The sequence below is a fragment of the Streptomyces sp. NPDC002958 genome (genome assembly GCF_055563255.1).
On sequence record NZ_JBVHDS010000001.1, the window covers coordinates 97,432 to 109,754 of the forward strand.

7 protein-coding genes and 1 pseudogene are annotated in these 12,323 nt (G+C 71.5%); 6 read left to right on the forward strand and 2 right to left on the reverse strand.

Annotation, left to right across the window (positions count from 1 at the left end):
• Positions 1 to 131: 131 nt before the first annotated feature.
• Complete coding sequence (locus ACZ3IC_RS00500) at positions 132 to 3,566, reverse strand: S8 family serine peptidase (RefSeq protein ID WP_467411201.1); 3,435 nt, start codon at positions 3,564 to 3,566, stop codon at positions 132 to 134.
• A 231-nt stretch (positions 3,567 to 3,797) separates the two neighbouring features.
• On the opposite strand from ACZ3IC_RS00500, the gene ACZ3IC_RS00505 reads away from it, so the two are divergent.
• Both ACZ3IC_RS00505 and ACZ3IC_RS00510 read left to right on the forward strand, forming a co-directional pair.
• A complete protein-coding gene (locus ACZ3IC_RS00505; protein ID WP_467411203.1) occupies positions 3,798 to 4,349 on the forward strand; it encodes a SigE family RNA polymerase sigma factor in 552 nt (183 codons plus the stop codon).
• Complete coding sequence (locus ACZ3IC_RS00510; RefSeq protein WP_467411204.1) at positions 4,346 to 5,158, forward strand: hypothetical protein; 813 nt, start codon at positions 4,346 to 4,348, stop codon at positions 5,156 to 5,158. The genes ACZ3IC_RS00505 and ACZ3IC_RS00510 overlap by 4 nt, the downstream gene beginning before the upstream one ends.
• Before the next feature lie 105 nt (positions 5,159 to 5,263).
• On the opposite strand, the pseudogene ACZ3IC_RS00515 reads toward ACZ3IC_RS00510, so the two are convergent.
• Positions 5,264 to 5,362 (reverse strand): annotated as a pseudogene (locus tag ACZ3IC_RS00515) (GNAT family N-acetyltransferase); the annotation flags it as partial.
• 523 nt (positions 5,363 to 5,885) lie between these two features.
• Here ACZ3IC_RS00515 and ACZ3IC_RS00520 point away from each other — a divergent pair.
• From ACZ3IC_RS00520 to ACZ3IC_RS00535, 4 genes are all read left to right on the forward strand, one after another.
• Positions 5,886 to 8,468, forward strand: coding sequence for a bifunctional FO biosynthesis protein CofGH (locus ACZ3IC_RS00520; RefSeq protein ID WP_467411206.1), 2,583 nt, complete (start codon positions 5,886 to 5,888; stop codon positions 8,466 to 8,468).
• Positions 8,469 to 8,745: 277 nt separating this feature from the next.
• Positions 8,746 to 10,446 carry a PHP domain-containing protein gene (locus ACZ3IC_RS00525; RefSeq protein ID WP_467411207.1) on the forward strand — a complete coding sequence of 567 codons (1,701 nt, stop codon included), beginning with the start codon at positions 8,746 to 8,748 and terminating at the stop codon, positions 10,444 to 10,446.
• On the forward strand, positions 10,443 to 10,937 hold the full coding sequence (locus ACZ3IC_RS00530; protein ID WP_467411208.1) for a hypothetical protein: 495 nt from the start codon (positions 10,443 to 10,445) through the stop codon (positions 10,935 to 10,937). The genes ACZ3IC_RS00525 and ACZ3IC_RS00530 overlap by 4 nt, the downstream gene beginning before the upstream one ends.
• 269 nt (positions 10,938 to 11,206) lie before the next feature.
• Complete coding sequence (locus ACZ3IC_RS00535; RefSeq protein ID WP_467411210.1) at positions 11,207 to 12,322, forward strand: ADP-ribosylglycohydrolase family protein; 1,116 nt, start codon at positions 11,207 to 11,209, stop codon at positions 12,320 to 12,322.
• The last annotated feature ends 1 nt before the right edge of the window (position 12,323 follow it).

The following is a 12,323-nucleotide window of genomic DNA, read 5'->3' on the forward strand; positions in this document are numbered from 1 at the left end:
CCGCGCGACATCCGCACAGGCGCGAGCTTCAGCTCGCGCCAGGCCCAACATCTGAATTCGCCAACAGCGTGAGTGTCTGCCGGGGCGGCTCGGAGAGTGGAAGGTGTGTTGTCCGGGGCGGTTTGCCGCGGTCAGGGGGCCAGGCGGTAGGCGTGCAGGATGGTTTGTTCCACGGTGCCGCCGTCGGTGGTGCGTGCCGTGGCCTTCAGGGAGACGAAGGAGCCGGACCCTGCGGGCGGGGTGATGGTGACGCGGTGGCTCGCGGCGCCGTCCGGGGTGACCGGGGCGTCCTGCCATGTCGCGCCGTCGTCGAAGGAGACCTGCACGGTGAGGTTTTTCGTCCGGGATACCGCGGCGCCGGCCTGCCGTTCCACCCGTGCGGTCAGTGTGTGCTTGGTCCGGGCGGTCTGGTTGGTGGTGTCTACGGGGGCGATGAAACGTACGACATCAAGTGGCAACGCATCGGTGCGCACCGCGCCGTCGGGGCCGGGTGCGACCGCCGCGGAGCGGAAGGTCCATGCCGTCTCCACTGTCGTCGACAGCGACGTCCACGGCTCCTCGCGGGTGGCCCGGGTGGTCAGCCGGTAGGTGGCCGCGTCCTCGGGGACGGCGAAGGTGGCCTTGGGGGAGTCGCTGGAGCCGAGCTGCTGCCCGTTCTTCGCCAGGGTGATGTGCACGGTGTCCTGCAGCCACTCGGGCATCGGGCCGCCGTAGTGCCTGGGGGCCGCGTCGCTGAACAGCTGCGGTTCCGCGCTGATGGTGCCGTCACTGGTGCGGCGAAACGACGGCGCGTCGTTCCTGACGGGCGCCAGGCCCGGGCCGATGACGGCGGCGTTCCATCGGTCGGCGCAGGTGCTGCCGGCCGTGCACGAGACGATGCCGATCTGGGTTACGGGCAGCGGTGCGTACTCGCCACCCTCGCCGACCTGCTGACTGAAGTACGTCTCGCGCTGCTGGCCGCGTACGGTCATGTACTCGGTGCGTGCTGCGGGCAGCGCGAAGTCCGGTTCGACGATGCTCATCCCGCCCAGACCGGACTCGGTGGGCCAGCTGGACGTGCTGCCGGCGGTACCGGGCCCCTGCGCGTAGTAGTCGTTCTTGACGGCGGCCAGGTCCTCGCGGGCCAGGCGGAAGGCCGGGTCGGGGAAGGAGCCGGTGGTGAGCAGCAGCAGGTCGTAGCGGTCGGGCAGGCGTCCCTTCGGTGCCTGCGCGCCGTTCTGGATGCTGCGGACGTAGAAGTCGAGCGTGCCGTCGGACACCTGCTTGCCGGGTACGACGTAGAGCCGTCCGGGCCTGCCGAGCAGGGCGCCCTGGTCCGTGCACGTCTTGTCCTCGGCCGGGCGGTAGCAGTAGCCGGCCGACAGTGAGTAGGGCTGTGCCTTGGGGTCCGGGACGGCGACGGTGATCGGCTTGCCCTGCCGGGCGTCCACCGTGCGCTTGCTGTCCTGGCGGATGTCCAGCTCGGGCTGGAGGAACATGGTCGACGTCGGTGGGGCGTCGTCGGTCCCGGGAGTGACCAGGGTGCCGCCGAGGTTGTAACGGCCCTCCGGCACGCGTGCGGTGGCCGTGCCATCGTCGAAGATGAGGTCGAACGTCCGTCCGTCGGCGGGGTTCGTCAACTGTACGGAGGAGAAGCCCTGTTCGCGTGAGCCCGGGCCGAGGGGTGCACCGTTGCGGTCGACGGCCTCGACCGTGACCTGGTGGTGTACGGCCTCCTTGGTGACCGCGAAGGCCGGGCCGGCCACAACGGTGCCATCCTCGGCGGTCGAGGTCAGACGTCCGCTGAAGGAGGTGCCGGCCGCCGCGGCGCCCGGGTCGATGGTGACCGTGGCCTGGGCCGTGCCCCCGGCGGGGACGGTCAGACCGGTCGGCGACACGGTGAGCAGACCCTTCGGTCCCGGCTCGCCGGCCCGGTCGGTGGTGGTGGCGGTCACGGTGAGGGAGACCTTCGCCGTGCCGGTGTTGTGGTACGTGAGGGTGCGGGTGACCGGCTCGGTGGCCTTCGGGTCGGTGAAGTACACGCCGGTGTCCTCGGCGGTGGCGAACACGCTCTGGGCGGTGGCCCGCGCCGTGTCCAGGCGTCCGGCGCCCTGCTCGTACGCCCCCTGCCCGGCGATCGGCTTTGCCGAGGAGGTCAGTGCGGCCTTGAGCTGCGGCCCCTTCCAGTCCGGGTGGGCCTGGGCGAGCAGCGCGGCGGCGCCGGCGACGTGCGGCGTGGCCATCGAGGTGCCCGACAGGGCGGTGTAGCGGTCGTTGACTGTGTTGTTGCCGTCGGTGCCGGCTGCGCGGGCCGCGACGATGCCGATGCCCGGCGCAGTCAGGTCGGGCTTGACCGCGTGGTCGCCCAGGCGCGGCCCCTGGCTCGACAGGCCGGCGAGCGCGTCGTTGCGTTCGACGGCGCCCACGGTCAGTGCGGCATCGGCCGCACCGGGCGTGCTGACCGTACCGGGGCGTCCGCGGTTGCCGGCCGCCGCGACGAACAGCGTGCCGTGGCTCGCGGAGAGGTTGTCGACGGCCTGCGAGAGAGGGTCGGTTCCGTCGGTGACGGCGCCGGACAGGCTGATGTTGACGATGGGCGCCCGCGCCGCGGCCCACTCCATGCCCTGGAGGACCCACGACTCCTGCCCGCCGCCGTTGTCGTCCAGCACCTTGCCGACCAGCAGTTCGGCGTCGGGGGCCATGCCCCGGTAGCGGCCGTCGGACGCGGTGCCGTCACCGGCGACGGTGGAGGCCACGTGCGTGCCGTGACCGTCGCCGTCGGAGACGGCGCCGCCGATGGCACCGTTGCCCTGCGTGAAGTCCGCCGACTCGCCGATCGAGCCGGAGAAGTCGGGGTGCGTGGAGTCGATGCCGGTGTCCAGCACCGCGACCTTCACACCCTTCCCGGTCCAGCCGGACTTCCATGCCTGCGGCGCACCGACCTGGGCAGTGCTGCGGTCCAGGCTGGCGCCGACCTTGCCGTCGAGCCACAGCTTGGCCACGCCCGGGGCCAGAGCGGCCGCCGACTTCCGCTTCGACGCGGCGGGGCCCCACTCCTTCCAGACCTGGGACACCCGCTTCTTGTCGGCCCGCAGCGCGGCGCCGTGCACGCTCGCCAGGGCGCGCACGGACGGTGCCCCGGCCGGCGGCTGCGGAGCGGCTCTCCCGTCGGCTTCCTTGTCGTAGGTGACGATCAGCGGCAATTGCGAACTGTGGGCGTCGTCGTATCCCTGGGCCACGAGCCCCGTGATGTCGAACAGTCGCGGGTCCAAGTGTCCGGCGCGCAGCGGCGCCACCGCGTCCTGCGGCACCAGCGACACCGAACCGCCGGAGCCCTGCTGGGTGAACGCGATGTCCTCGCGCCCGGGGCCGGGTCGTACCGTGACCACGGACACCGTGCCGTCGGTGCCAACCCGGGCGGTGACCTTGTCGCCCGTGATGAGCGTCATCTGCACCACTGACCCCGCCCCGGCCGCCGTGGCCGCGCGGGACGGGGCCGCCCCGGCGGGTGGTGCGGCCGCCGTACCGATCAGCAGTGCGCCCAGCACGACGGCGGTCGGTGGGCCTGCCGTACGTATGCCTCGCATACGTGTCCTCTCAATCGCGCGGCCCCGCGGGAGCGTCCGCCCGTATCGCAGGGGCCAAGGCTCCGGACGCGGGCGCCGGTCATCTCCATGTCTCGACAGGAACGACGGAGCGGGCCGGGCGCGGGGAGGTCACGGGGCGTCAGAAAAATATTCGGAGAGATCTGACAGCTCGTGACATCCCCGCACCCGGCCCGCTCCGTCGAAGGGGGCAGAGACGAACGGAGGCACGCATTGCGTACCGGTGACCTGGAGGAATTCCGCGGCTTCGCCCAGGAGCGGCTGGTGCACCTGCGCCGCGCCGCCTACCTGATGTGCGGTGACTGGCACCACGCCGAGGACATCACGCAGACGGCACTGGCGAAGCTGTACTCCGTGTGGGGGCGGCGGCGCCAGATACGGAACATGGAGGCGTACGCCCACCGCGTACTGACCCGGGCCTGCGTCGACCACATGCGGCGGCGCTGGCGTCGCGAACAGCCCTCCTGCGTACTGCCCGACCGCGCCGAGCCCTGTGCGGACCCGGCACTGGGGCTCCAGGTACGCGCGGCGCTGGCTGTCCTGCCGCCGCGGCAGCGGGCGGTGGTGGTGCTGCGCTACTGGGCCGACCTGGACATTGCCGCGACCGCCGCGGCCATGGGCTGCTCCACCGGCACGGTGAAGAGCCATACCGCGCGGGCACTGGCCCGGCTGCGTTCCCTCCTGGGAGACGACGCGGACTCCGACACTTTCGGGGTGTTCGCCCCTCCAGCCGATTCCACTCGAAGGAAGGTCGTACTGCGATGAACAACCACGATGTCAAGACTCTTCTCGAGGCCGGGCTCCGTGACGAGCCACCTCTGCGGACCAGCGTTGACACGGCGGTCGCGGCCGGACGGCGCACCCTCGTCCGCCGCCGCGGAGCACTTGCCGGAGCGGGCCTGACCGCGGGGGCGGCGGTGGCCGCCCTGGCACTGGTCACGCCCGGCGCCGGCCCAGGCGCGACCCCGTCGGCCGCGGCCGACCCGCTCGTCGGCCCGCTGGTGCCCGCAGCGGCCGACAGCGCGGCGCCGAAGACCCTGCGGCCCGACGCCTTCGGGGCGGGAACCCAGCACACGACCCGGTGGAGCAGCAAGCAGCTCGCCGACACCCTGATCGGGCTGCTCCCGCCGGGAAAGGCGACCGTCCGGGAGGGAGATTTCCCCGGCCGGACCTACCGCGTGCAGTGGGACAGCGGCACCGGCCCGGTGGAGTTCGTCGGCGGAGCGGAATACACGGCCAAGAGCCCACAGGTGCCGCTCTGCGCGAGCATCAAGATGCCGAAGGTCGCACCCCGGCCGGGCGCACCGGCTGCGCGCGACACCGCCCCGGCGAGCGACTGTCAGGTGGTCGAACTCGCCGACGGTGCACGGGCGGAGGCCGTGACGTTGCGGTTGCCCCGGGACGGACAGCCGTCCTGGTACGTCCGGGTGCTGCGCAAGGACGGCCGAACGGTGACCCTTCAGCAGTGGACCGGCCGGCCGGACGCGAAGGCGGCGCGCAACACGCGGTCGCAGCCGCAGCTGGACACCACCGAAATGCTGAAGATCGCGAACGACCCCGCCTGGAAGTTCTGACCTGCGGCATGGCTCGCTGACCTGAGGCATGGCTCGCCCCGGCCACTGAAGGCGCGGACCGGGGCGGGATGGTACCCGCGGCTACGTCGACAGGAGGCAACGGGGGCGGTCCGGCACCGACGCGGCGAAGAAGGCGCGGTTCTCCTGCTCGAACGCGAACAGGGCCGGGGCGTGGTCGAGGCGGAGGCGTTGGAGTTCGGGCATGGCAGAAACCATACGGATTCCGAGTGGGAAGGGAGAGGATGCAGCGCAGTCGGGGCGAGGGCGCGCGCGGTGGGCTTCGGTAAGGCGTTGGACGTGGCGTACGCGGAGGTGCGGGCGTGCGGGCGTCCCTTCGTGCCCTTTCGCGCATGATGAATGGCCGTAGAGGCATTTTGTGTTCAATCGGTGTCCGCGCGTGAGTCGACTGGCGGTCGCGCAGGGATGGCGCAGCCGCAGATCTCCAATATCGAGGGTGGCGACTCCGTTCCGACCCTGGCTTTCCTGACGCGCTGGCCAAGGCCCTGGACGCTTCGCTCACCGTTGATTTGGGCGGCGACACCTCGGCGTTCTCCTTCACCGCGCACGAGCGCGGCGGGCCCGGCGGGATCGCCGGGGTGGGCGCTCCTCGGCCGCCTGACGCAGCTCACTCCTGGTACGCATACGGCTCGGGCCGGATGGAGCTGCCCGGGCTCCGCGTGCAGATGCCCTGGTCCCGGGCGCGGGCCTCGCTCGTATGCTCGGGTTCATGACCGATCCTCAGCGCGGACGTCCGACCACCAATTCCATGCGGCGCGCTCTCAAGCGGGCCCGCGACGGTGTCGCACTCGATGCGACCGAGGCCGCCGTTCTGCTCCAGGCGCGAGGTGACGATCTGACGGATCTCGCCGCCTCGGCCGCCCGGGTGCGTGACGCCGGCCTCGAAGCCGCCGGCCGGCCGGGTGTCATCACGTACTCCCGCAAGGTCTTCATCCCGCTGACCCGGCTCTGCCGCGACAAGTGCCACTACTGCACCTTCGTCACCGTCCCCGGCAAGCTCCGGCGCGAGGGTCACGGGATGTTCCTGTCACCCGACGAGGTGCTGGGCATCGCCCGCAAGGGCGCGGCCATGGGCTGCAAGGAAGCGCTGTTCACGCTCGGCGACCGGCCCGAGGACCGCTGGCCCGAGGCGCGGGAGTGGCTGGAGGCCGAGGGATACGACGACACCCTCGCGTACGTACGCGCCATGGCGATCCGCGTCCTGGAGGAGACCGGTCTCCTCCCACACCTCAACCCGGGCGTGCTGACCTGGACCGACCTCCAGCGTCTCAAGCCCGTCGCCCCCTCCATGGGCATGATGCTGGAGACGACGGCCACCCGGCTGTGGTCCGAACCGGGCGGCCCGCACCACGGCTCCCCGGACAAGGAACCGGCCGTACGCCTGCGCGTCCTCGAAGACGCGGGCCGCTCCAACGTCCCGTTCACCACCGGCATCCTGATCGGGATCGGCGAATCGTACGAGGAGCGCGCCGATTCCCTCTTCGAGCTGCGCAGGACCGCCCGCGCCTACCACGGCATCCAGGAAGTCATCGTCCAGAACTTCCGCGCCAAGCCGGACACGGCGATGCGCGGCATGCCGGACGCGGAGCTGGAGGAACTGGCCGCGGCCATCGCCGTCGCCCGGCACATCCTCGGCCCGTCCGCCCGCATCCAGGCCCCGCCGAACCTCGTCGACGCCGAGTACGCGCTGCTCATCGGCGCGGGCATCGACGACTGGGGCGGCGTCTCCCCGCTCACTCCCGACCACGTGAACCCCGAACGCCCCTGGCCCCACATCGACGAACTGGCCGCGAAGACCGCCGAGTCGGGCTTCGCGCTCCGCGAGCGCCTCACCATCTACCCGGAGTTCATCCAGCGCGGCGAGCCCTGGCTCGACCCCCGCCTCCTCCCGCACGTCCGCGCCCTCGCCGACCCGGAGACGGGGCTGGCCCGCGAAGGGGCGATCCCCTCCGGCCTGCCCTGGCAGGAGCCCGACGAGGAGTTCGGCGCCACCGGCCGCACCGATCTGCACCGCACCATCGACACCCAGGGCCGCACCACCGACCGCCGCGACGACTTCGACGAGGTGTACGGGGACTGGGAGGCGCTGCGCGAAGCCGCTGCCCCCGGCATGGTCCCGTCCAGGATCGACACGGATGTGAAGGCCGCGCTCGGCCAGGCCGCCGACGACCCGACGAAACTCACCGACGACCAGGCCCTCGCCCTGCTTCACGCGGACGGCCCGGCGCTCGACGAACTGTGCCGGATCGCGGACGCCCTGCGCCGTGACGTGGTCGGCGACGACGTCACGTACATCGTCACCAGGAACATCAACTTCACCAACGTCTGCTACACCGGCTGCCGTTTCTGCGCCTTTGCCCAGCGGCGCACGGACGCCGACGCGTACACCCTGTCCCTGGACCAGGTCGCCGACCGGGCCGCGCAGGCGTGGGAGGTCGGCGCGGTCGAGGTCTGCATGCAGGGCGGTATCCACCCCGATCTGCCCGGCACCGCGTACTTCGACATCGCGCGGGCGGTAAAGGAACGCGTCCCCGGCATGCACGTGCACGCCTTCTCCCCGATGGAGGTCGTCAACGGGGCGACCCGCACCGGGATGTCCATCCGCGACTGGCTGACCGCCGCGAAGGAGGCCGGACTCGGTTCGATCCCGGGCACGGCGGCCGAGATCCTGGACGACGAGGTCCGCTGGGTCCTCACCAAGGGCAAGCTGCCGACAGCGACCTGGCTGGAGGTGATCAGGACCGCCCACGAGGTGGGCCTGCGCTCCTCCTCCACGATGATGTACGGCCACGTCGACCAGCCCCGCCACTGGCTCGGTCACCTCAGGACCCTGGCCCGCCTCCAGCAGGAGACCGGCGGTTTCACGGAGTTCGTCACCCTCCCCTTCATCCACACCAACGCCCCGGTCTACCTGGCAGGCATCGCCCGCCCCGGCCCGACCGACCGCGACAACCGGGCCGTCACCGCCATGGCCCGGCTGCTGCTCCACCCACACATCACCAACATCCAGACCAGCTGGGTGAAGCTCGGCACGGAGGGCGCGGCCGAAATGCTGCGCTCGGGCGCCAACGACCTGGGCGGCACGCTGATGGAGGAGACCATCTCCCGGATGGCGGGCTCCGGTTACGGCTCGTACCGCTCCGTCCAGGACCTGATGGCCATCGCCGAGCTCGCGGGCAGGCCGGCGAAGCCGCGTACGACGCTGTACGGGGAGGTGCCCGAGGAGCGCGTCACGGCCGCCGCGGCGTCGGACGGCCACTTGCCGGAGCTGCTGCCGGTGCTGCCGAGCTGAAGCTCTCGCGGCAGGCGTTCAGGCGGGGTCCGTGCCCCCCGCGAGACCTCACGTGGGGGCACGGCCCCAGCCGAAGCGCATGAGGGGCCACCACAGGTCTCGCTCGGGGCTGCCTCAACTGGGCGCGCTCTACCGGCAGTTGAGGCGGCGAAATGCGCCGGTCCGAGTCGTCATGTCCGAGATGCCCCTTGGTTAACCTGTTGTTATTCAACGTTCATCTTCCGCATCGATTCTCCTCACGCGGTCGCAATGGCGCCGCAGGACTGAGGAGACCGGCATGGGACACGGGCACGGACACGGGCATCACCACCATCACGACCACAGCCACGAGGCAGGTCCGGAGCTGCCCGCCGCGTTCGACACCTCCGTGCCCGACGAGGCCCTGACCCCCACCCAGCAGTCCCGCCGCACCCTGCTGCGGCGCGCGGGCCTGCTGGGTGCGGGCCTGGCCGCCGGCGGCATCCTCACGCAGGGCGGCACGACACCCGCGTACGCCGCCGAGGGACGCCGTAAGGGCGGCGACTTCCTGTGGCTGGCCGGTGACCACCACGTCCACACCCAGTACAGCAACGACGGCAAGTACCGGGTCGCCGACCAGGTCCGCCAGGGCGCCCGGCACGGCCTCGACTGGATGGTCATCACCGACCACGGCAACGAGACGCACGCCAAGATCGGCGTGGAGAAGGTCAACCCGGACATCAAGGAGGCCCGGGAGGCGTACTCGGACACGCTCGTCTTCCAGGGCCTGGAGTGGAACATCCCGGCCGCCGAGCATGGCACCGTGTTCGTCCACCCGGGCAAGAACGAGGTCTCCGTCCTCAAGCAGTTCGAGCTTTCCTACGACGGCGGCGTGCGGCACGCGACGGACTCGACACCCGCGAACGAGGCGCTCGCCGTCGCGGGCCTCAACTTCCTCGCCGAGCAGGTCCAGCGCCGCAAGGTCGAGGACATCCTGATGCTGGCGAACCACCCCGCCCGCAAGGGCATCGACACGCCGCACGAGCTCCGCGCCTGGCGCGACGCCACGTCCGCCGGCCACCGCATCGCCGTGGGCATGGAGGGGGCACCGGGCCACCAGGCCGCCGGGATCGAGCAGTCCGTCGGCATGGGCCGCGCCCGCGGCCTCTACGACGGCAGCCCGGGCGCCAACTCCTTCGCCGGGTACCCCCTGGAGAGCTACCGCACCTGGGGCGGCTTCGACTGGATGACCGCCACCGTCGGCGGCCTGTGGGACAGCCTCCTCGCCGAGGGCAAGCCCTGGTGGATCACCGCCAACTCCGACTCGCACAACGTGTACACGGACACCGCGAAGCGCGGCGGACCGGACAGCGACTACCTCGCCAACGGCAAGCACACCGACCCCGTCTACCGCGGCGGGATCGACCTCACCGAGGGCGATTACTGGCCCGGCCAGTACAGCCGCACCCACGTCGGCGCCGACGGCTTCAACTACGCCGCAGTCATGGACGGCATCCGCGCCGGCCGCGTCTGGGTCGACCACGGCCAGCTCATCAGCGGGCTCGACGTCCGGGTCTCGGGTGGCAGCCGATGGGCCACGCTCGGCGGCGCGCTGCACGTCAAGAAGGGCACGAAGGTGACGCTCACCGTCGACATCGCCCTCGCCGGAGCCACGAACTGGGCCGGCTTCGTCCCCGAGCTGGCCCGGGTCGACGTCATCCAGGGCGATGTTACGGGCACGGTCTCCGACAAGGACACCTTCACCGCACCGACGGCGAAGGTGGTGAAGTCGTACGAGGTCGGGAAGTCCGCCGGACGGGTTCGGCTCACGTACGAACTCGGCCGCGTCGACCGCCCGCTGTACGTCCGCCTGCGCGGCACCGACGGAAACCGGTCCGCGACGGGCCTGCGGGGAGCGGCGGTCGACCCCGCGGGCCCGGCCGTCGACGTCGTCGGCGACGCGGACCCGTGGAACGACCTGTGGTTCTACTCCAACCCCGTGTGGGTCCTGCCTTCGTGAACACATTCTGGATCGACACCGGGACGACGACCCTGAGCGACGCGGACCGGCTCCTCCGGTCACTGGCAGCCGACCTCGGCCTCACCGAGGACGTGTTCGGCTGCACACACCTCGTACGCGGCGACCGGCCACGGGTCGTGCTCTCGTTCACGGTGACATCGGCGGAGCCGGCGCGCCGGCTCACGGCGGACGGGTACGAGGTGACGGCCGGAACACCCGACGAGGTGGGCCGGGCCGTCCTCTTCCCCGGCGCGTCCTCCCTCAACGGCACGCTGACGGTCGGGGAACTCCTCGAGACCTCCGCGATCGACCGGGTCACGGTGCTCGGATCGGCCGGTGAACCGGCCCCCGACCAGCGACTCATGACGCGTGATCACGTCCGGCCGGTCTGGCAGGCGGGCGAACTGGTCCTCACCGCCATGCCGGCCGCGGGCGGTGTACTGGTCCCCTTCGAGGAGCCGAACCCCACACCCTGCTGCGCCGACCACTGACCGCGCAATCCGTCCCGGAATCACCTTCAGGAATCCCGACCGCGGAAAGACCTCCCCGAATCCTTCCCGAAACCTCCTCCGAAACGATCTCCGGAATCCCGCACCGGAAATCCGGCCAGGAAACCCATCCAGGAAAACCGTGAGGAATACCGTTCAAAAGTGCTCCGAAGTGCGACTCCGTACATAACGTTCCACTCCTGAATCGGCTCTTCCCGTTCGATTACAGTGCTTGCGCAGTCGCAAGCCGGTGAACGAACGGGAGGGGCACGGTGAGCACAGGAACCACAGCTGTCTGGGGCCGTGCCGAGCAGCAGGACTTCCGTAGCCGGGTGCGCGGCGCCCTGCTGGGCGGGGCCATCGGCGACGCGCTGGGCGCGGGTGTCGACGGGCTCTCGCTCGAAGAGATCCGGGCGGCTCACGGCGCCGATGCCGTCACCGACTTCGTGCCCGCGCACGGCGGGCGCGGCACCGTCACCGCCGTCACCCAGCTCACCCTGTTCACCGTCGACGGGCTGATCCGCGCCCAGGTCCGCCGCGACACCGGCGCCTGGCACCCGCCCACCGATGTGCATCGGGCCCATCTGCGGTGGGCGGCCACCCAGCACGACTGGGGGCCCGACGAGCGTCGCGAGGACAACGGCTGGCTCGCTCAGCAGGAGTGGCTCTACGAGCGGCGCGCCCCCACCCGGGAGTGTCTGACGGGGCTCGGGGACACCACCATGGGCACCCTCGACAAGCCCAAGAACCCCGCCGCGCGGGACTCGGCGGCCCTCACCCGGTCCGCACCGTTCGGGCTGCTCGTCGGCTGGGAGCCCCAACTCGTCCTTCAACTCGCCGTCGAATGCGCCGCCCAGACCCACGGCCACCCTGCCGCGCTGCTCTCCGCAGGCGCCCTGGCCGTCATCGTGCACGGGCTGGCCCGCAGCGAGACCCTGGACGGTTCCGTCCAGCACGCCCTGGCCCTGCTCGCCGAGCGCCCGGGCCACGAACCGGTCACCGAGGCGTTGAAGCAGGCCCTCGGCACCGTGCGCCAAGGCATCCCGGGACCCGCCCTGATCGAGTCGCTGGGCGCCACGGACGCGGCCGAGGAAGTGCTTGCCGTCGCCGTGTACTGCGCCCTTGTCGGCGAGGACATACGGCACGGGCTGCGGCTGGCCGTGAACCACAGCGGCCCGTCCGCGGCCACCGGGGCTCTGTGCGGGGCGCTGCTCGGCGCGCTGCACGGCGAGACGGCGCTGCCCCCGGCCTGGCTCGCCGAACTGGAGGGCCGGGCCACCCTTCTGGAACTCGCCGACGACTTCGCGATGGAGATGACCCAGGGCCCGGCCCTGCACAGCCCGTCGGCCGCCGCACCGGGCTGGCTGACCCGCTATCCGCGCGGCTAAC

Bases quoted from the DNA above. Each gene is read 5' to 3' on its own strand.
- ACZ3IC_RS00510 (WP_467411204.1), top strand. From the start codon at position 4,346: ATGAACAACCACGATGTCAAGACTCTTCTCGAGGCCGGGCTCCGTGAC.
- ACZ3IC_RS00500 (WP_467411201.1), bottom strand. From the start codon at position 3,566: ATGCGAGGCATACGTACGGCAGGCCCACCGACCGCCGTCGTGCTGGGC.
- ACZ3IC_RS00525 (WP_467411207.1), top strand. From the start codon at position 8,746: ATGGGACACGGGCACGGACACGGGCATCACCACCATCACGACCACAGC.
- ACZ3IC_RS00520 (WP_467411206.1), top strand. From the start codon at position 5,886: ATGACCGATCCTCAGCGCGGACGTCCGACCACCAATTCCATGCGGCGC.